Raw genomic sequence first — 19,931 nt, forward strand, 5'->3', positions numbered from 1 at the left:
CATGGAGAGTTCGTCTTTTGCCTTTTGCTGCTGATGGTATAAGGTGACGATATTCTTTGAAATATCGCCCAGCTCATCATTTGGAAAGGTATAATCAGTCTCCGGTATCCGGTCTTTTTCAATATTCAGGGCAAAATCACGCAACTTGGAGATGGTCCGCCCGATACTGAAAGTGAAGCGGGAGAGGACGAAGAAAAAGATCAACGTCATCAGGATCATAAAGTATATGAAATCCTTGTCCGTCGATAAGGCACTTTGTACATACGGATCATAAGGAAGTGCCGAACGGTAGATATAACTACCGATGTTGCTGGCCGAATAGAAATACCGTCTGCCTGTCGATCCGGAAGTTCGGATGGCAAACCCTTCATTATACAAACGAGCCTTACGTACTTCGCTACGATCGTTATGATTATTGAATTCTTCTGTCCCGCTATTATCGAACAAGACTTTACCTTCGGGATCTATAATGGTTACACGTAACTCTTTCTGAGGAATCTCTTCGATAAATTGTTGTACGGTTTTGTCGATATCTCCCTCTTGCTGGGTACGGCTAAACAGTTGGTAATTATAGTTACTCAATACATTATTCAACTTTTCCTGCGAAAATTCCCGTTCCCGTTGATACTGAAACAACAGGAAACAAACCGTGAATCCAAGGAACATCACAAAAATAGACCAGAATAACCGTTGGCTGAACGGTATCCGGTTTTTCATCTTTTCTACTCTTACCATAATTCAAATAACAGGATTAGCATTCAAAACAATAACCGAAGCCGAGGCGGGTGACAATGTTTTTTCCGTAAGGGCCTATCTTTTTCCGTAACCGGGTAATATTTACATCAATAGTGCGATCCAATACATACACTTCGTCTTTCCAGATACGTGACAGTATCTCTTCGCGTGAGAAAACATTCCCTTTATTTTCCAGCAGTAATTTGAGTATTTCAAATTCCTTTTTGGTCAGCGGAACTTCCTGCCCGTCGACCGATGCTTTGATACGTTTGGTGTCCAACACTAATGTTTCATAGTCGAGACGCTCGTTTGTATCGATCTTTTCCTTTTCGGTTGTTCTTCGTAACACGGCCTTAACGCGTGCGACTACCTGGCGGATCGAAAATGGTTTTGAAATATAATCGTCTGCCCCCAGGTTAAAACCTGTCAGCATATCGTTTTCCGTATCTTTGGCTGTCAGGAAGATGATCGGGATGTCGGAGGTGCTTTCTTCTTTCCTTAAAATACTCGCCATCTTGAATCCGGAGATTTCTCCCATCATGACATCCAGTAAAAGCAGCTGATAAACAGACAGGTCCTTTTTCAATGCTTCTTCCGCATTGAAAGCCGTATCCACCTCGTAACCTTCAATTTCCAGATTAAATTTGAGGATTTCGCACAAGTCCTCTTCGTCGTCTACAACAAGAATTCGGGGCATATCCATAGTCTTTTTTATTTAATTGAAATGAAAAGCTCATTTCATTGTTTACAAAATTAATTATTTTCCTGCAAAGGAAGGCATTTGGTATTTCGGCAAAGTGAAATAACTGTTACATTTATGTTACAAAAGGGTCTTTTGATGGATGTTATATCGAAAAATATTATATATTTGTATGCATTTGCCATAAGTATAAACCACTATTGATGAGTAAGATGAAATACTATTTGACTTTTTTATCGGTGTTGTTTTCCTTTTTTCAGCTAAGCGCACAACGCATTGAATTACCGGATGAGCGTATATTCCTGTTATCGGATAAACCGGTATATAAGCAGGGTGATACCATACAAATTCATGGTCAGTTGTTAGCATCCGGCAGGCAGTATGACCGGTACAGCAATTATATTTATGCAGAACTGTTCGATGAGAAAGATTCTGTTCTTATCCGGCAAAAGACGAAATGTGATGTTGACGGCGCTTTTACCTTTCCCTTTCAGACGGAGTATGATTGGCCCGGCTCTGTTTATTATTTACGAGCCTACACCCGGATGATGCAAAACTTTCATTCGGCAAGCTTTCCGCAGATAGAATTACCCATTGGAATGGAGTTGTTTATTCCGGAAGCGAATGTCCCGGGTGTAAAATGTCTTTTCTTTCCGGAAGGCGGTCAGTGGGTGAATGGAGAGGTTCAGAATATGACAGTCTACCTGGCTGATAGTCATGGTACTCCTTTGCAGGTTCCTTTTTATATACTGAATAACACCGATACGATTATCAGTACGACATCCTTATCTTCCGGTTTACAAACGATCCGTCTTCTTCCGAAGGAAGGTGATCAGTTTGTTTTGTATGCAACGTATGAGGGGGAGAAAATCCTGTTCACTTTGCCGGAAAGGATACAGGGACACACATTGCAAAGCGCTATGAACCGAAACAAAATAAGCTATAGAGTGATTTCTGACGGAGCCGGGATCACCAGCGAGCGTCTTTTTGTTTTTCGACCGGCAAACGGTCTGGAAGAGATAAAGCTGACCGAACAGCTAAATACTGGAATCTTGAGCCTGCCACCGGAAGAGACAGGGTTATTCGTTCTCTTCCTGACAGATAAATCTGCCAATGTTATAGCTCAAACTGTTCATTGGAGAAATGACGAACGCCCTTCTTTGGGACTGGATAAAAAAGAATACTTAGTCGGCGAAACGATCTGTCTGCCGGCTGATTTTTCAACCGATAGTATTCGTTTATTCCACCGTATTGTAAAAAGAAGGCAGATCGCCAAGCCTGCCATTCTACAGGCGGAGTTGGAAAACGAACTCTTTTCGCCTGTCATTTTTCCCAAACATTACCTGTCGGATGAATCCGGTATGACTAAGCCGGATATAGAAGCATGGCTGCGTACCGCCCGTTTTATTCGTTTCAATCCGACGGAGATTGTCGATAAGAGATTCAGTTATCGTTTTCAACCTGAAATAATGAATATGTTTACGGGGCGGGTTACATATAAAAGCGGTAAGCCGTTAAAGGGTGGAAGTATTGTGGCGTACAATTCGGTGACGAATCAAGTCGATGCCGGTGAAATAGATTCGAAGGGGCGTTACCTTATTTCTATAACGGACTTTAAAGAGGGTGATTACTTCTTTCTGCAGGCACATCCGGCGAAAGGTACTGCCGGTTTTTACGAATATATTCCCGACAACGATACATTCCCGTCTGTTGTCAATCGTTTGCATTATTATCGTCTGGATCATAAATATGCTGAAGTAAGTGCAAGCTATCAGGATAGTTCCGGTTTTACTTACCGGGTAGACGAGTTCGGTAACAGGGATTATATCATGCCTGAAATAACTGTAAAAGCGAGGAGCAGACAAGACAAAGCCGTATCCACCGAGAAGTTCTATAATGTCACATATCTGGATGAAGAAGAACTGGATAGACGTAACTACGTGGATATGGAAAATGTCTTTATGGATATGCCCGGTGTCTCTTTCTTTTGGTCTACCGTGAAGGATGAACAGGGTATGGATAAAAGAATGCCCCGGTTAATTAGTTCGAGGGGATTCAGTACATTGAAAGGAGGTGACCTGGTCATATTGTTAGACGGACAAAGGATCCCTTTGGAAGAAGTAGTCAATTTGCTTTCAGTCCGGGATGTCTCATCCGTTGAGTTGCTTAAACCCTGGCAAACAAATGCTGTAACGTTTGGAGCAGTCAACGGAGCTGTACTGGTTACAACCAAAAAAGAAGGACGTTCTGCCGAAATCACCAGTAAAGGCTTCTATTATTATCCCCGTGGGCTTGTGCAAGGGAAGAAATTTTCCGATAAAACTATCCAGGCTCCGTCTACCCCCGGTTTATATGACTTGCTAATTGACTTGGTGACCAACAAAAGGGAGGTCCATTCCTACAGATTACCGTTCGTTGTCCGCTGATTTGTTCCATATTATTGGGGTTGGAACTTGAAATAATAGGGTGTAACAAGAAAAAAACTTGCATAGTTAAAAAAGATGTTGTACTTTCGCGCCGGTTTAGAAGGAGAGATGCTCGAGTGGTTGAAGAGGCACGCCTGGAAAGCGTGTAAACCCCTAAAGGGTTTCGCGGGTTCGAATCCCGCTCTCTCCGCGGAAAACAATAGTGGAAGGTTAGATATCTAAGGGATGCCTACAGGCTAGATGCTTGTAGGTTTTTTTATTTTCCGATACACATATATAAATGCAGGAATCAAAAACAAGTCTGCAGCCATCCATGCCGTTGCGTCACCGAAGCAGACAGCCAGAAAACCGAATGCCGGTACTGCATAGATACTGACCAATGTCCGGGCGATCATTTCGGATACGCCGGAAAGCATTGCCAGGTTGGTGAATCCGGCTCCCTGGATTGTGTAACGAAGAATACAGAGAATACCCAGGATAGGGAAGAAGGAGCAGGAGATATGCAGGAACTGGATCGCATCTTTAATAATTTCCGTTTCTGCCGGATCGACAAATATCAGGATCAGTTCACGTGAAGCCAGCATCAATATAAGGAATGAGAAGGCAGCATAGACAAGCATCATCAATCCGCTGGCTTTGATGCCCAGCCAGATACGTTCCGGTTTGCCAGCCCCGTAATTCTGCCCGGTATAGGTAGCCATAGCAATTCCGAGACTTTCGAAAGGACAAATAAAGAAGGATTTGATACGTACGGCGGACGCATAGGCTGCAATGCACGCTGATCCTAACGCATTATTGGCACTTTGCAACATGATACTGCCAATGGCTGTGATGGAAAATTGAAGTCCCATCGGGACACCGATCCACATCAGGTTTCCTGCCAGCTTAGACTGGAACTTCCTTTCTTCCCGCGTACTTCTCAATATATCGAAACGACGGTGCATATAAACGAAACAGAGGACTGCCGATATTCCCTGGGAAAGTAGTGTGGCTATGGCCGCTCCGGCAACGCCCCATTTAAATACCAGGATGCAAACCAGGTCGAGGATCACATTCAGAATGGTGGAAAAAAGTAGGAACCAAAAAGGTGTCTTGCTATCGCCCAGTGCCCGGATAATGCTTGACAGCAGATTATAAAAGAAAGTACAAGGTACGCCGATGAAAGTAACCAGTAAATAGAAATAGGCATCTTTAAAAATATTATCCGGCGTTTGCATAACCCTCAGAATATCTTTGCAATATATACTTGTAACGACCGCAATGATAACCGACATAACAGTCGCCAGTTGTAAACTGATGGAAACATATTTCCTCATCGTGCTGTAATCCCTGGCACCGAACTTCTGTGCCACCGGAATACCGAAACCTGCACAGCATCCGTTACAAAATCCTATAATAAGAAATATGACAGACGTACTTGCTCCGACAGCAGAAAAAGCATCGATTCCCAAAAATTTACCGACAATAGCCGCGTCTATCAAAGAATAAGTTTGTTGAAGCAGATTTGCCAACAGTACCGGCATAGCAAAACTGAAGATCAAGGGCAATGCCGCCCCCGATGTCATTTCTTTTGAAGTTCCCATAACAATTTCCCTAAACAATCGCCGCAAAGGTAACTATTTTATAGTAAAAAGGATTAAGATACACTTATAAAATCTATTGCTGAGTAACCCAATAAATCATATATTTGTACGAACAAAGCAATTCATCTTATATGCATAGTTTTACAAACGCGAAACAGTTGACCGGAATGATTGTCTGTGTTACCTTATTGTTTGCTTGTCAGCCTGATAAACAGACCGGATTAAACGAAAAAGAGCTACTGGGCAAGCAACTTTTCTTTGACGAGAATCTTTCGGAACCTACAGGGCAATCCTGTGCAACCTGTCACACGGCAGAGAAAGGTTTTGCAGATATATATTCCCGTGTCACTTCTGAAGGAGCAGTCAAGGGACGCTTTAGCAATCGTAACTCGATGACCTCTGCTTATGCTTGTTATGTCCCGCCGCTGCATTACAGTGATGAGGACGAAACCTATGTCGGAGGACTTTTCTGGGACGGTCGTGTCAACACGCTGGAAGAACAGGCAGCCCAACCGTTTACGAATCCGTTGGAGATGGGGAACAACGACAATGAAATGGTTTCAGAGAAAGTCCGTCGTGCCGGTTATTATCAGGATTTGGTTAAGATCTATGGAGAGCCAGTCTCCAACGATTCTCTCTTTTCATACATAACAAATGCCATTGCCGCTTATGAACGTTCGGCTGAAATGAATCCGTTCACTTCCAAATACGATGCTTGGGAAGCGGGTAAATGTGAACTGACAGCACAGGAGCAACTCGGATTGGAACTGTTCAAGGAGAAAGGGCTTTGTGCCGAATGTCATATTTTGGAACCCGATGAACGGGCAGGAAAGGTCTTGTTCACAGACCATACCTATGACAATTTGGGTATCCCGTCTAACCCGGATAATCCTTTTTTCACTACACCGGCTCCTTATAATCCTTGTGGGCGCGATACGGTCGATATGGGGCTGGGTAGTACTCTCAAGGATATTGCCGAAGCGGGAAAGTTCCGTGTCCCGACCCTGCGAAACATAACTTTGACAGCCCCTTACGGACACAATGGTTATTTCAATACGTTGGAAGAAATAATACATTTTTATAATGTCCGTGATGTGGAAGAATATCCACAGCCTGAATTTGCCGCAACTGTCAACAGAGACGAACTAGGCAACCTCGGTCTGACACCCGAAGAAGAAGCTGCTATTATTGCTTTCCTGTCGACGCTAACAGATGGATATCGGGCGGACTAGGTTATAATCTTTCTTCTGTTTTCAAAACATTTTGCATTCTGCCATAGTTCTTTTATAAAGCAAAACATAAAAGAAAAAAATGAATATCTTTGCTTTCAATAAATAAATTCTATATAGATCATGAAAGCAAAGATATTTTTATTGTCGCTTGTCGCGTTTTTTGTCCTGTCGGCACAGGCAGCAGTTGTCGATACCATAAACGTTCGCAGTGATGCGATGAACAAGGATGTTCAGACTGTCATTGTTTTACCGGGGAGCGGGAAGACTACGGTTCCGGTTATCTATTTACTACACGGTCATGGTGGGAATGCCAAGACCTGGATCAATGTCAAGCCGAATCTGCCGGAGATCGCCGACCAGTATGGGATCATGTTTGTCTGTCCGGATGGTAAGAACAGTTGGTACTGGGATAGCCCGGTCGATCCTTCCTATCGATATGAAACATTTGTTTCCAAAGAACTGGTCAGTTACATAGATACCCATTATCCGACTGTAAAAGACCGTAAAGGGCGTGCTATCACTGGTTTGAGTATGGGAGGACATGGTGCCATGTGGCTATCTTTCCGTCATAAGGATATTTTTGGTGCGGCAGGAAGTACAAGCGGCGGTGTCGATATCCGTCCTTTTCCGAATAACTGGAATATGAGTGAGCGTTTGGGAAAGGAGAGTGAGAACCAGGAAGTATGGGATAATCATACGGTGATCAATCAGGTAGACCGCCTGAAAAATGGTGATCTGGCGTTGATCTTCGATTGCGGTTACAGCGATTTCTTCTTTGAGGTGAATAATGATTTCCATAAAAAACTGTTGAAATATAAGATCGACCATGATTTCATTGTGCGACCGGGTGCGCATAACGGTGAATACTGGAATAATTCTATCGATTACCAGATATTGTTTTTCAAGAAGTTCTTTGACAGGAAATAAAGGACCGGATAAGAGGGATAACCACTAGCTTAATTGTTGATTACATTCTTTTCATAAAACTCCAATGCACATAGATTATCCGCTATGACCTCTATTGCTACCTGTCCGCCTTGCCAGGCATAAACAGAATCGATGAAGCTATCCGTCAGGCGGATAGCTTCCGTCATGTTCAGTTCATTCATCCAGTGTTTGAGATCCTCCAGTTTTTGGAGGGTGACAGGCTGTATGTTGCGTAAGCCGGAGAAGGCGATGTCGGAAAGCAGGAGTTCCAATTCGGCAAGGAGGTTTTTAAGTATCATTTCATTCGATTTTAAGAGTTAGAAATAGAAATTGTCGGTCTCTGAAGCTGTGACGATACTGACCGGGATCAATGTATCCGGACGTTTCAGGCAAACCATATACCGCTGTTTTGCTTCTGCGTACCACTGTCCCATCTGTTCCAATCGGCGGATGGCATTCCGGTTCAGCTCGTTATATGCCAATGAACCTTCTGTTTCGTGTTGTTCATCCGCCATCGTGAAGTACAGTTTCTGTTCGGCAGTATTGAAGCTCACTTCTGAAAGATGTGCGAACGGGACCAAGGCCAGTTGTTCCGGCTGCTTCTTGCGGAAATAATCGTACCGCTGTTCGGGGCGTATTGTCAGGTCGGATAACTCAGGGATGGCAAGTAAGGTATCCAGACTGCTGATCGTAACCTTGTCGTCTATTTCACATTGCGTCTGCGAGGAGGATGAGAGACGGTTCTGCCTGTTCATTTTGAAATTACGCAAAGTCAGCGTAGATGTCGATAGCCGGGCTAATGAGATGTTGCTGCCCCAGAAACTTTGTATTTCCAGTTGGCGTCGCATATTCTCCGGCGTGACAAGTGTTTGGGTATGCTCATAATAATCAGCCATACTCGAAGTCAGGGTACAGATACTCTGTTTCTCATGGTAGAAGAAATAGGCCGTAATACCGAAATATCCTGAACGGGTCTGCCACGGATAAGCTCCCAGACCTGTAAAATGCCCGATGGGGGTTGTATAATAATCCGACCGTGTCCCTTCGATCAGTTTACTGAGCATTTCGTTGTTCTGTGTGTTCCGTAAGATCAGCCTAAGTGTGTTATGTAGCCGTGACAATGTGGCAAAGGTAGTCAAAGGCTGGAAGCCGACATGCTTGGCGAGCATATTTTCGATGTCGGAAGAAAGTGAACGGAACAAACGTGCCAGATTGCCTATCCCGCATGTCTCCAGGCGGATGGAATATTGTATGGCTGTCTCCGCCTCATTTTCCCCGCAACCGATCAACCCTTTTTCGAATATGCCGGTAATGAAGCGGGAAGTTCCCCGTAAGACGTCTATCGTCTCTTCCGTCAGCAGGGACAGTTCGGGTTGGTTGCCGTCGGATTCGGAAGATAATATACCCTGGCTACTAAGGTATGACAGGATAGCAATCAGTTTGTGTTTACACAATCCGCTTTCTCCGCATTTGCATATAGAACGATTAAGGCTGTCATCTTTTGGGAAATAGACCGTTATATTTTCTGTGTTGATGGTCGCTTCGAGCATGTCGCTTTCGATGAAGTCCGCCGTCCAACCATCCTGGATAAGACGGAGCGTATCTTCAAATAGTTTTTTGCCTGCCTGCTTGCGGAGCTGTGCCAGGTCTACCTTCTTCAACTCTTCCCAATCGTTGGCTGATGACTGTCGGGATACAGTTTCCGAAACGGCTTCCTGCTTGTTCTCTTCGGTGGCGACTTCTTCTGTCTTTTCTTCTACTTCCTTCGCCGCATAATCAGCCGCAACAAGTATTCCCATCAGGATATGTTTGCAGACTGTTTTAGAGGGACAGCTACAGGTACTTTGGGATATATTGGGATTCAGGGAGACTGTTATCTCGTCCAACTGAACTTGCAGGTGGTCGCCTGCTACGACCAGTTTGACCTGTCCTGTTGTTTCCAGGTCTTTCAGGGCACGTTTATACAAACCTTTGTTTGCCAGCGTAACCAGGAAGGCTTCGTTGGCGTAGGGGACGAACTGTCCGGCGGATGAATGGCATCCGTCTCCTTTTATGATATAATCTTTCCTATCCATTCGGCTAACTCTTCAGGGGTTATTGCAGCTACATCGGCACCCATGCCCGCAATGGTACGGGCGGCTCGGGCATCGTAACAAGGGGTACCGGAATAGTCGAGTGCAGGCAATACAAACAACTTGCTTCCGGCTTCGATAATGTCGTGGCAGGAACGGAACATATAGCTGTAATTCGTTCCGTCATACAGGTCGCTAACCAGTACCACGATTGTTTTCTGTGGTGCGGTAATCTGTTTCTTTCCGTATTCCAACGCCTTGTGTATGTCGGTTCCACCACCTAGCTGTACTTTCATCAGGATACCGACCGGATCATCGAGATAGTCGCTCAAATCGACTACCGAAGTGTCGAATATCACCAGCTTGACCGAGAGGAACGGCATTTTGGCAAAGATGGAAGCCATGACGGCGGTATAGATCACCGAATCGAGCATACTGCCACTCTCATCGACCAGGATCACGATATGCCAGGGATTGTAACGGCGTACGTTCTGATTGAAATAGAGGCGATCGGGGATGATTGTACCGTGTTCGGGACTGTAATTCTTCAGATTTTTCTCGATGGTCTGCTTGAAGTCAAAGTTCCGGAATATCTTGTAACTTGAATTGGTGTGCGGCAGTTTCTTCCCGTAGAAAGCTTTCCGTACGTTTATTTCCAGTTTCTTTTGGATATCCCGGATGACCTGTTCCACGATCGAGTAAGCCAGTTTACGGACAGGTCCCGGCATCATATTGCGGAATGTCAGAATGTTTTTCAGCAAACCGAGGTTCGGTTCGAGTTGGCTCAGGACGGATTCGTCGGTCAGCAGTTGGGTCAGGTTGTATTTATCCAACGCCTGCTTCTGCATGATCTCGACGGTCTTTTTGGGGAATAACTTCTTTACTCTTCTCAGCCATCCCGGAACAGTCAGTACGGAACCTCCGCGGCCTCCCCGGTTCGGGAAGTCGTTGCGTATTCCCTGTTCATCGGTATATTCGCGGTTGTAAAGGAAATAAAGTGCGCCGTCCAGTTCTGTATTTTCCGGATCGAGGGGCAGGCTATTTTCTGCAAAGTCACCCAGTATGAGTCGCCAGCGGTTGACTATTTCCTGTTTGTTATTCGGGTTGTCCATCATGCGATCCTCCATGTTTTAAGTGCTTCTGCGGCAAGGCTGTCCAGGCGCATGGCTTCTGTTATTTCTTCCTGCGAGACGGTGATGCTTCCTGTTAAGCGGGCTTCCGATACCTGGTGATATTCCGCTACCTGTTGTCCCAGTCGGCTGATCTCTGCCGGAAGGAAACCGGTAAAGGCATAACGCAGGTTCGGCAGGATAGTGAGGAAAGTCTCCTGGTCGGCATTGGCTATGACCCGGTTTATAGCTTCCAGGATATGCGGGTCGACAAACAATACGTCGCGGGCGATCAGGAACAATCCGCAGATAAATGAAGCGGCCTGTTCCGGGTGGGTAATGCTGCTTTCGAGGTAGGCGGCTATCTGTTGGCAAAAAGTGGCTTGTCCGGTTCGCCCTTCTTTATAATGTATAGCGAGGCATAAACCGAAAAGACGGCTGTTGCTGAAACTGTCGTTCAATACTTTCTCTACGGCAGCGATGAAGGCGGCGGTGTCGAACCAGCCTTTCGCATCCATTGTGAAACTGTAAAGGTTACGCATCTGTTCGCAGATCTCCTGTTCCTCTTCTTCCGTCGTGCTTTTCAGAGAAGGGATCAGAACGACGGCTCCTTTGAATGCGGTCCGTGCCAGTTCGGCAATGACGGGCTGGATATTCCCGTCCATCAGCTGTTGCATGTTGGCAAGGTATAACAAGCTGTTGATCAGTTTGCAAAGGTTGATAAAATTCCCTTCGCTTTCCACCACCAGCCGGATAGTATCTTCGTATTGAAGATAGAAACCTTCTATACCCATAACCTGGACGGAGAGGAGCAGTTTTCCCAATTCCTCAGCCGTCATATTATCTTTGAAATTCTTTTCTATCAGCGAATTGCAGACCTGTGATAAGGTAGCCCCGTAGACAGACAAGTCGATCAGACGGGTTTCAACGCCCGTGGCATAGCGGCATATCCATTGTTCCCGTACAAGGTTTTTATTCTTCTGATTCACATAATCGGGACCCGACTGGAGTGTGGCGAAGCCTGTTTCCAGAAACTCCATCTGATGGAGGAAGCGGCTTTTCCTGTAATGAGCCGGGTTCTTGATAATGTCGAGCGTTACTTCCTGTCGCTCGATGGTAGATGTCTTTAACCGGTGGAGCGAACACAAGACACGGAACTCGTGTACGACGGGAGGGATGCAGTCATTATCTGCGATCTTTCCTGTCCCCATGCCGGAAAGAAGACGATACAGGAAGTCCACTTCGAAGGTCGAGGTGGCATTCAGGTCACCTTTCACGAAACAGCTTCGTACACCGTCCAGCAATTCGTAAACACCTGTACTTTGCTTGCCTCTTAATACGGCCAGTGAGCGTGCCATGTTGAGGGCATTGATCTCGTCGGGTAGCGAGATCATCTGTGTCTTACGGGCATACCGGGCTGTCTTGATGATATATTCGAGGACGGTAGAGGCGAACGGGTCTTTCTTCTGCTTTTCTATCTTTTCCCAGACTTCCTGGTAGAAAGCCGGAAAAGGCATGCCGGCAGCATAACCGCTTTTGCTGTCTGCTTCCTTGAAAGTATAAGGCATCAGGTAGGAAGCGACATGTTCCCGGTTACAGGTTTTGAGCGATGGCTTTTTGTCCGATTGCAGCGCTTCCATAAGTCCGGAGATATGGAAGGCACCGGCTATTACCAATATCTTTTTATTGTCGGGTAATGCTTTCCGTATTTCTTCTGCCATATAAGTTTCCCGTAATCGGTCTTCTTTCAGGGAGATCTCGTTTTCGGGCGTTGCTAGACGCATAAAGTAACCGAGGTGGAAGAGGTTGCGGACGAAAGCCTGCGTTTCCAGGTTGGCAGCGTCCAGTTCGAAGCGGCTTTCCCAGAACTCTGCAAAACTCCGGCATCCTGCCTTACGGGCAATCATAGCCGTATAGGTATTTACTTCGTATTCTTTATTTTCGTTGTAATAGAACTGTGTCTGCGGTTCTTCCTCGATCTTGTTTATCAGACGGAGCGCATAAGGCAGGTCGATGAAACGTACCGGCGTATGGCTTCGTGTCCCTTCACGAATGGCTACCAGTTCCGGCGAATAGGCCAGGAAAGGGTAATAGGCACGATACTTTTCTTTTTCCTCGTTTACTTTTCCATCCTTGTCGTCATAGCTGTAGTAGATACAGAAGGGAGGGACCGACTGCTCGTCGGCAATGTAAGGAAGCAGTTCTGCTGAGTCCGACGGACCTTCTATCAGGATCAGTTCCGGACGGAAACGCTCGATCGTACGTCGTAGATGCAACGCACAGGCCGGGGAGTGGTGACGTACCGGAAAGTACACCACCTGTCCGTCCATATCGAAACTACCGGTGAAGAGGCGGTCTATTTCAGCCAGGTCCGGTTGTCGTAGTATTCCTTCCATTTTCCTCCTTGTCTTTCGGCTTTCAACCGGACCACACCGTTAAAGTAATCTTTCAGTTTGGGCAGATCGTCTTTGTTCTCTTTCATCACGGCACCCAGCAGGTTCTGCACGAGCGAACGCATACTGACTGTCCCGTCCCCGTAATAATAGCCGTCCAGGGCGGACTGGTAATAAACGGATACAGCTTCCGCCGTGCTCATCACGCCCGACATCTTTTGTATCTTGGCTTTCTCGAAGGAGGTGCCGTTGCGCAACTCATTGAACGTGGAAGCGAGGATATCGACCACTTCTTCCTGCATTGGCATTTCAAGGCCGTTGGCGGCGAGCATGCCTTCGCACTGGTCGGTGATGATACGGCTTTCGAGTGCCACGCTCCGGATCGGCTCTACGGTCTCGAAGTTGAAACGGCGTTTCAGGGCGCTACTCATTTCATTGATCCCTTTGTCGCGGGTGTTGGCGGTCGCTATCACGTTAAAGCCGGAAGAGGCGAAGAGCAGTCCTTCTTCTCCCAGTTCGGGGATGTTCAATACCCGGTCGCTCATGATACTGATCAGGCTGTCCTGTATTTCCAGCGGACAACGGGTGATCTCTTCGAAGCGGGTGATAATGCCTCGTTTCATACCGATGTAGACGGGAGAGGGGACAAGTGCTTCTTTGACAGGACCTTTGGCCAGGAGGAGCGCATAGTTCCAGGAGTATTTGATATTGTCCTCACTGGTTCCCGCCGTACCTTGTACCGTGTTGGTACTGATACCGCAGATGGCGGCAGAGAGCAATTCGCTTAACATGGTCTTTGCCGTGCCCGGTTCGCCGACGAGCATAAGACCCCGGTTGCCAGCAAGGGTAATAATGGAGCGTTCCACCAGTGCATCGTCGCCGAAGAACTTCGGAGTGATGGTGATCTGTCGTCCGTCCAGTTCGATCGGTTCCTTCTGTCCGAGGATAAAGGCACGGACTGCACGTGGGGAGAGCTGCCAGTTGGTGGGTCTGGCTCCCGTATCTTGTTTGCGGAGAGCGGCAAGCTCGTCGGCATACCGCATCTCCATCAAGGGTTTTTGTATTTTGTTATCCATAGATTAATCTGTTTCTTTTTGTTTTATAACTGACGGGTTAGTCTTCCAGGGAGAAGGCTTTGACCAGGATATCCAGTATACTGCTGACAAACCGTTCCGGTATGGACGATATCGGCAGCCTTTCCTCTTTGGGTAACCGGATCGTGTTGATATCTTCTCCTTCCTCTAACGCTGAAAAATATAATTCGTTCAGATGGCAATTGCCCCCTTCTATTATATAAGAAAGTTGCGCCACGACATTGAACGATCGATCCAGTATATAAAGGATATTATTCTCCATCCGGGTGGTGACATCTGCCGTTTCGAAATCATAGATGTTACTGATATATACTTTCTTCCCGGAATAACGGAAGAGAGTGTCTCCCTGTTTTTCCTCTTCTTTCAAAGGATGGACCGGAGTATTTAACTGAGGAATGAGAGGGACGATCTCGTAGTCGTCCAGCTGTTCTTTCCAGCGTGCCAGTATTTCTTCCGTCAGGTCGATCGGATGCACCAGGGAAATGCCTGCATCGTCGGGGAGGATAAACTCTTCCTCGTAAGCAGTGGTAAATGTACCGTCTTCCATGTATCGGAAGGAGTTTTGAAGCTTCCTCTCTTTGTAGACACCCCAGATAAGTCCTTTTGCCAGATAACGCATGACTGGGTTTTCGATGAAAGTAGCCAACCAGGAATTTTTGGACCAACTCCGTCCGTTCTTCAGGGCTTGTTCCAGACGCTTTCTTTGGATATTGGTCTGTGTTTTGACCTGTTTCTTTAGCCCGGCAAGTTCAGCCCTGGCTTTTTCTGCTTTTTCCCGGTCATCTCTTTTAGTGGGGGCAGGGAGGGATTTGCTTACTTTCTGCTTTTCAACATCCAATACCGAGACAGTGAAGTCCGGCATCAATGTTACATGGAAAGTGCGTGTACCATAGTCTACCACTTTTTCACCCAGCCGGTCGAATCCGAAAGTCGGGATGATCTGGTCGGCCAGGACTTCGACGGGCAGTCTTTTCCGGACAGCCGCCTGCCGGAATGCTTCCCAGGCAGAACGTTTGTACGTGCCGCTCGGAGCAGTCTCCATCCATTCATTCAGGAGAATAAGAGCATTCGGACTGGCTTTTAATCCCAGCAGCTTCATCGTGAATCTGACAAGTTGTTTGCGGGCAGCCTTCGACCATGCTTTGATCCGCGGAGCTAACCGGGCGATCTGTTCTTCTCCCCCGTAAAAACAATAGGGGAGCAGGAGCATTCTTCTGCCGGCTTCCGCTCCGTCCGACAACCAATACTGATACAGTTCTTCCAAAGCTGCCTGCCATTCTTTTTCATCGAGGAAAGGAACGATCGCATCACAGGCATGCAGGCGGGTTACCTGGACAAGCGATGCGTATTCGCTTAAGATGTACCGGATCACATGACGGGGGACGAACTCGTCCACATCGGTTTCGTTCGCCCAATGAATCCTGGTATAAGGCTTTTGCGGTAACCAGGCTATTTGCTGCGTACAATACAGTTCGATATGTTCGCTGCAATAGTCGAGAACGGCTTTCTTGTTCCTGAACCTGATTTTAGCGGCGGAGGCATGTGAGTTATCCCAGTATTTGAATAGCTGTCTGCTCCAGTTCCGCAACTCTTCATCCAGTTCCGGATATAATTGTTCCAGCAGAGGGCGGGTTTTCTTTTCCTTGTTGAGGATGATCTTTTCGATTTTCCTGCGGATCAGCTTTGAGTTTTCTTTCAGTAGCTCCAGCAACTGTCCGTAGTCCTGCAAGCCGCAATCGGAAAACAGCTTATCCAACCAGATCAGTTTCTTTTTAAGTGGAATATCGCTATATAAATAGTCGTATGCTGCCTGTTTGTTTTTACGAATCAACTCGTCGATGGGGATCTCCCTCGCTGTGTTCAGAAGTTCCCAGTCGGAAGTACTATATGCTTCGCAATAGGTGTCGAATAATGCTGCTAAATCCGGTTGTTGCTTTTTCTTCATATCCTTTTTATTCTTCTTTCAATACATCAAAAATACCCAGTACGCTGCAAAGGAAACGGGCGGGAACGCTTTCGGGAGAGAGGATTACGTTGTTCTTCGGCTCGTCGTCGGTCGTTTGGTCTTCTCCCATACGGTACAAAATAACGTCTCCGAGCGTTACGTCATCGTCATACTCCTGTCCCATGTACATGTATTCGAAATTCAGCAGGGCTGCAATATTCAGAAACTTGTCCACGAGGTGATAACAGGTGTAGCTTCCTGCATCCCAGACTTCTCCGCGCACCATGTTGTGCTTCCTGGCAATACCGCTTATCTTTCCTGACTTGACAATCAGACCGTTGTAACGCGTGATCTTGTTGCCATTCGTCTCTTTTTCTCCTAAAACAATTATAGGAGCAGTTAGTTGCGGGATGGGCTGTACTATTTCATAATCATCCAGTTGTTCCTTCCAGCCGGCAAGAACATCTTCTTCCAGTTCAATGGGGTGAACGAGTGTGATAGCAGCCTTTTCGGGTAATGTATATTCTTCTTCATCCACCGTATTGAATGTGCCGTCTTCCATATAACGGAATGTACCGGTCAGTTTGTCCCCGTCGTACACACCCCATATCAACCCGGTAGCGAAGCGGTGCATGATCGGGTTTTCCACAAAGAGCGTGTTCCAGGAATCGACCGTCCAGCGGCGTCCGTTCATTAGTACTTTCTCCAGGCGGTTGGTTTGTGACTGTACGGTGGCTTTGATCTGTTTCTTTAATTCGGAAAATTCTTTTTTGGCAGCCGTTGCTTTTACTGCATCGTCGTTTGCTTCGGGAGCTGGCATGGACTTGATCGTCTTTTGTTTCTCGTTGTCGAAGATAGACAGCGAGAAGTCGGGCATCAGTGTAACCGTGAAGTTTCGCGGACCGTAATCGAGTATCTTTTCTCCTTCTTTGTTGAAACCCAACATGGGGACTATCTTGTCGGAGAGTTCGTCTTCCGGTATTTCCAGTGCTTTGGCGGCAAACGTAAAGGCGGCTTTTGCTGCATTCTTTACTTGGTTGTTCGGGAACTTGACAGAGATACCGTCGATCATAACCAGTGCTACGCTTCCTCCGTTCATGGCAATGGCATTGACAACGAAGGCAGCAATGGCACCGCGTGATGCTTCGGCCCAGTCTTTCAACTGTGTTTTCAAGCGAAGGATCTGTGTGTCGGAACCGTAGATGCAATACGGAACCATGATCATCTTCTTTTTGGCTTCCGCACCGTTCTCTTTCCAGAACAGATAAATATTTTCCATCATCTGTTGGAAGTCGGGGGCGTGCAATTGTTCTACCACTTTATCGCAGGCTTTGACCTTATAGGCTTCTTCCAGGCTCAGGTATTCGGAAAGGATATAACGAGTGACGATGGCCGGTGCTTTCTCCGCCATATCGGCAAAGCGGACATCGGTGAACATGTCTTCGGGTATCCAGGCGATGAACTTTTCATTGTCGTTGTCGAAGTTGTCGTTGCAGTATTCGACGACGCTTTCTTTCGTGAAGGTGAAGTCGGCACCGAACTTCCGTTCGTTATCCCAACGTTTGATGATGCGCTTTCCGGCAGCCAATGCGTCTCCTTTCAGTTTGGGCAGGCTTGATTCCAGCAATGGGCGGGTTGCTTCTTCGTGGCCGTTTATCAATTCTTCGGCTGTTTTGCGGAGTATCTTCGATTTATTGGATAATAATCCGATGAGCGGTTTGATATCGGTCAGTTTGCAGGTGCCGTAGATCATGTCGAGCCAGTTTTGTGTCTCTTCGATCGACAGTTCGCCGCTGTTTAATAGATCCAGTGCGGTTGACTGATTGTCGATGATATCTTCTTTTTCCAGAGTATCCTGCATCCGGTACGGGTTATAGGCATAGGCTTTGAAGACTTGGGCGTACGTAAAATTGCTTGCCGTGTTCAATAGAAGCTGCAGACTTTTACGGGATGGACGGTTCAGCCACTTTTTCCGTGTCTCAAGGAAAATATAAGCCGTAAGGATTGGATTGTTTACCGTGACACTTGTACGAATCTGGATCATTAATATATTGATAAATCGCTTGGCCAGTTCCGACTGTTCGTATAAAAGGGCCAAAGCTCCGATCATTAGGCCCGGAGCATTTCCTCCGTAGTTATATCCGAAGTTACTGCAAAGTTTTAATCGGTTTTCCCAGGCAGTCTGCGGAGTGGATTCATTCATGGCTGCCGAGATCAGGTTGTCGGCATTGCCTAAAGATTCTCCCAGAATATTCAGCATGCAACGGGCCTGCAGCTCCTTACTTGTAGCCAGTTCTTCCGTTCCCTCGCCATTCTCTAAAAGGATTGCCAATAGATAAAGGCTGTTTACCGCTTGCTGGACGGCAGTTGTTTCTGCCAACATCCGGTAGACAGTCATGAACAGTTCTTTGTTCTCTTTATACAATGTGTGAAACAGTGAGGGTTTGTCTATATCGTTATCTTCGGTCAGGACCAGATAGTAATATATGTCCAGCGGTGCCTCGATCGATTGCAGGAATGCGGGCATTTTATGCGGGTTGAGATGATAGAACAACGCGCGTGCCGAGATCTTATCTTTGAGGGAGTGGAGTAAACGCTCCTTTAATTCGGGGCTGAACTTATAGCTGAAATACAGGATATATGTAAAGCTCGGACCGGAATATTTGCCGGTTAAAGCTGTCAACACCGGCAGGTAACGGGCATATTTACCGGCATCCTGCTCCAATAACAGTATCATCAGATATAATGCCAGATACAGTTCGTGGTTGCTGTTTCGTTGTTCCTCCAGTTCTTTCAGCTTGTTGGAAAGAAGTTGGTCGGCAAAAGCCTCCGATTCTGCCGGGCAATATTTAAGCAATATCTCTGCTATTTCGTATAATTCCGGGCCTTGTGCTTTGTGACGGCTTACCGACTCTTTGATTAAGTTCTTGAAGTCGTGGCCGTAGCCGATACGCAGGCAGAGTTCCAACTCGTCTTTCAAGCCCCATTTATGGATAGGTCCGTCACGGCGTATCTTTGAGATGATAACTAGCATGCGGCGTGCCAGTTCTGCATTTTCTCCGTTCAACTCGTGTAGGAGCCAGCCGTCGTAACTGACATATATTTTGGGGCCCGAAATAATCACTTCGGGTACCTGATCGATCTTCTCTTCCAGATATTCATATACTTTAGGGGTAAAGGCGCATTTGTAATATCCTTGCTCATAGATCCTGGACCATTGTTCGAGCATTTGTTCTTTTGTCATGGTATCTTTAAAGTTTGCTTTGATTTAATATAAAAGCAAATGTATAAAAAATATTTTGTAATTTTGCACCTTCTAAACAATATGGGTGTGAGAGAAACAATGAATAAATATCTGAAATGGTTGTTACCGGTGATTTTTATCGCCTACTACAGCAGTATCACGTTGTTTATTCATGTCCATATCGAACATGGCACGACGATTGTCCATTCGCATCCCTTTGGAAAGCTGAAGGGCGGTGTCTGCCACCATCATGCTTCCTTATCTGAAATACAACTATTCCACATACTGACGACTCTCAGTGTGGAAGACGGAGCCGTACATGCCCTCTATCTGAATTTTAGCGCACAACAAATAGCTGAAATAGTTGAACAGCCGGTTTATCCGGACTATATGCTCCCCGACAAAGGGCTGCTTTCTCTTCGCGCTCCTCCCGTTTTCTGATAACAGATAGTAATACTTTAATTGATAAGG

At 46.3% G+C, this 19,931-nt stretch carries 13 protein-coding genes, 1 tRNA gene and 1 pseudogene; 5 read left to right on the forward strand and 10 right to left on the reverse strand.

The annotated features are described in order from the left end of the window. Together DXD68_RS00005 and DXD68_RS00010 are read right to left on the reverse strand one after the other, a co-directional pair. A pseudogene (locus DXD68_RS00005) lies at positions 1-735 on the reverse strand (two-component sensor histidine kinase); the annotation flags it as partial. A 16-nt stretch (positions 736-751) separates the two neighbouring features. Then, positions 752-1,438: a response regulator transcription factor gene (locus DXD68_RS00010; protein ID WP_122359734.1), complete on the reverse strand. Its 687-nt coding sequence runs from the start codon at positions 1,436-1,438 to the stop codon at positions 752-754. Between the two features lie 200 nt (positions 1,439-1,638). Here DXD68_RS00010 and DXD68_RS00015 point away from each other — a divergent pair, with 200 nt between their 5' ends. Both DXD68_RS00015 and DXD68_RS00020 read left to right on the forward strand, forming a co-directional pair. Continuing rightward, positions 1,639-3,861 carry a TonB-dependent receptor plug domain-containing protein gene (locus DXD68_RS00015; protein ID WP_122359735.1) on the forward strand — a complete coding sequence of 741 codons (2,223 nt, stop codon included), beginning with the start codon at positions 1,639-1,641 and terminating at the stop codon, positions 3,859-3,861. Between the two features lie 102 nt (positions 3,862-3,963). Continuing rightward, positions 3,964-4,051, forward strand: a tRNA-Ser gene (locus tag DXD68_RS00020). A 46-nt stretch (positions 4,052-4,097) separates the two neighbouring features. On the opposite strand, the gene DXD68_RS00025 is transcribed toward DXD68_RS00020, so the two are convergent. Continuing rightward, positions 4,098-5,444 carry an MATE family efflux transporter gene (locus DXD68_RS00025; RefSeq protein WP_122359736.1) on the reverse strand — a complete coding sequence of 449 codons (1,347 nt, stop codon included), beginning with the start codon at positions 5,442-5,444 and terminating at the stop codon, positions 4,098-4,100. A gap of 131 nt (positions 5,445-5,575) precedes the next feature. On the opposite strand from DXD68_RS00025, the gene DXD68_RS00030 reads away from it, so the two are divergent. Further along, the gene (locus DXD68_RS00030) at positions 5,576-6,676 is read left to right on the forward strand and encodes a cytochrome-c peroxidase (RefSeq protein ID WP_410510704.1); all 1,101 of its coding nucleotides are present in this window, start codon (positions 5,576-5,578) and stop codon (positions 6,674-6,676) included. Positions 6,677-6,796: 120 nt separating this feature from the next. After that, entirely contained in the window at positions 6,797-7,603 is an 807-nt protein-coding gene (locus DXD68_RS00035) for an alpha/beta hydrolase (RefSeq protein ID WP_122359737.1), read from the forward strand. 29 nt (positions 7,604-7,632) lie between these two features. Here DXD68_RS00035 and DXD68_RS00040 read toward each other — a convergent pair whose 3' ends face one another. Genes DXD68_RS00040 through DXD68_RS00070 form a run of 7 tightly spaced genes read right to left on the reverse strand, consistent with a single transcriptional unit; the run spans position 7,633 to position 19,460 of the window. Further along, complete coding sequence (locus DXD68_RS00040) at positions 7,633-7,902, reverse strand: hypothetical protein (protein WP_122359738.1); 270 nt, start codon at positions 7,900-7,902, stop codon at positions 7,633-7,635. 18 nt (positions 7,903-7,920) lie between these two features. Then, on the reverse strand, positions 7,921-9,678 hold the full coding sequence (locus DXD68_RS00045; protein ID WP_122359739.1) for an SWIM zinc finger family protein: 1,758 nt from the start codon (positions 9,676-9,678) through the stop codon (positions 7,921-7,923). After that, the gene (locus DXD68_RS00050) at positions 9,654-10,802 is read right to left on the reverse strand and encodes a VWA domain-containing protein (RefSeq protein ID WP_122359740.1); all 1,149 of its coding nucleotides are present in this window, start codon (positions 10,800-10,802) and stop codon (positions 9,654-9,656) included. The genes DXD68_RS00045 and DXD68_RS00050 overlap by 25 nt, the downstream gene beginning before the upstream one ends. Beyond that, complete coding sequence (locus DXD68_RS00055; protein WP_122359741.1) at positions 10,787-13,180, reverse strand: DUF5682 family protein; 2,394 nt, start codon at positions 13,178-13,180, stop codon at positions 10,787-10,789. Before DXD68_RS00055 ends, DXD68_RS00050 begins: the two co-directional genes overlap by 16 nt. Beyond that, complete coding sequence (locus DXD68_RS00060; RefSeq protein WP_233576945.1) at positions 13,141-14,253, reverse strand: ATP-binding protein; 1,113 nt, start codon at positions 14,251-14,253, stop codon at positions 13,141-13,143. The genes DXD68_RS00055 and DXD68_RS00060 overlap by 40 nt, the downstream gene beginning before the upstream one ends. Before the next feature lie 37 nt (positions 14,254-14,290). Continuing rightward, positions 14,291-16,216, reverse strand: coding sequence for a DUF4132 domain-containing protein (locus tag DXD68_RS00065; RefSeq protein WP_122359742.1), 1,926 nt, complete (start codon positions 16,214-16,216; stop codon positions 14,291-14,293). Positions 16,217-16,223: 7 nt separating this feature from the next. Continuing rightward, a complete protein-coding gene (locus DXD68_RS00070) occupies positions 16,224-19,460 on the reverse strand; it encodes a DUF4132 domain-containing protein (RefSeq protein ID WP_122359743.1) in 3,237 nt (1,078 codons plus the stop codon). An 87-nt stretch (positions 19,461-19,547) separates the two neighbouring features. On the opposite strand from DXD68_RS00070, the gene DXD68_RS00075 reads away from it, so the two are divergent. Further along, a complete protein-coding gene (locus DXD68_RS00075) occupies positions 19,548-19,901 on the forward strand; it encodes a hypothetical protein (protein WP_233576946.1) in 354 nt (117 codons plus the stop codon). The last annotated feature ends 30 nt before the right edge of the window (positions 19,902-19,931 follow it).

The organism is Parabacteroides sp. TM07-1AC (assembly GCF_003480915.1).
Classification (GTDB): Bacteria; Bacteroidota; Bacteroidia; order Bacteroidales; family Tannerellaceae; genus Parabacteroides; species Parabacteroides chongii.

Coding starts and splice junctions, on each gene's coding strand:
- DXD68_RS00060 (WP_233576945.1), bottom strand. CDS start 14,253: ATGGATAACAAAATACAAAAACCCTTGATGGAGATGCGGTATGCCGAC.
- DXD68_RS00015 (WP_122359735.1), top strand. CDS start 1,639: ATGAGTAAGATGAAATACTATTTGACTTTTTTATCGGTGTTGTTTTCC.
- DXD68_RS00040 (WP_122359738.1), bottom strand. CDS start 7,902: ATGATACTTAAAAACCTCCTTGCCGAATTGGAACTCCTGCTTTCCGAC.
- DXD68_RS00025 (WP_122359736.1), bottom strand. CDS start 5,444: ATGGGAACTTCAAAAGAAATGACATCGGGGGCGGCATTGCCCTTGATC.
- DXD68_RS00035 (WP_122359737.1), top strand. CDS start 6,797: ATGAAAGCAAAGATATTTTTATTGTCGCTTGTCGCGTTTTTTGTCCTG.
- DXD68_RS00010 (WP_122359734.1), bottom strand. CDS start 1,438: ATGGATATGCCCCGAATTCTTGTTGTAGACGACGAAGAGGACTTGTGC.
- DXD68_RS00055 (WP_122359741.1), bottom strand. CDS start 13,180: ATGGAAGGAATACTACGACAACCGGACCTGGCTGAAATAGACCGCCTC.
- DXD68_RS00030 (WP_410510704.1), top strand. CDS start 5,576: ATGCATAGTTTTACAAACGCGAAACAGTTGACCGGAATGATTGTCTGT.
- DXD68_RS00045 (WP_122359739.1), bottom strand. CDS start 9,678: ATGGATAGGAAAGATTATATCATAAAAGGAGACGGATGCCATTCATCC.
- DXD68_RS00070 (WP_122359743.1), bottom strand. CDS start 19,460: ATGACAAAAGAACAAATGCTCGAACAATGGTCCAGGATCTATGAGCAA.
- DXD68_RS00050 (WP_122359740.1), bottom strand. CDS start 10,802: ATGGAGGATCGCATGATGGACAACCCGAATAACAAACAGGAAATAGTC.
- DXD68_RS00065 (WP_122359742.1), bottom strand. CDS start 16,216: ATGAAGAAAAAGCAACAACCGGATTTAGCAGCATTATTCGACACCTAT.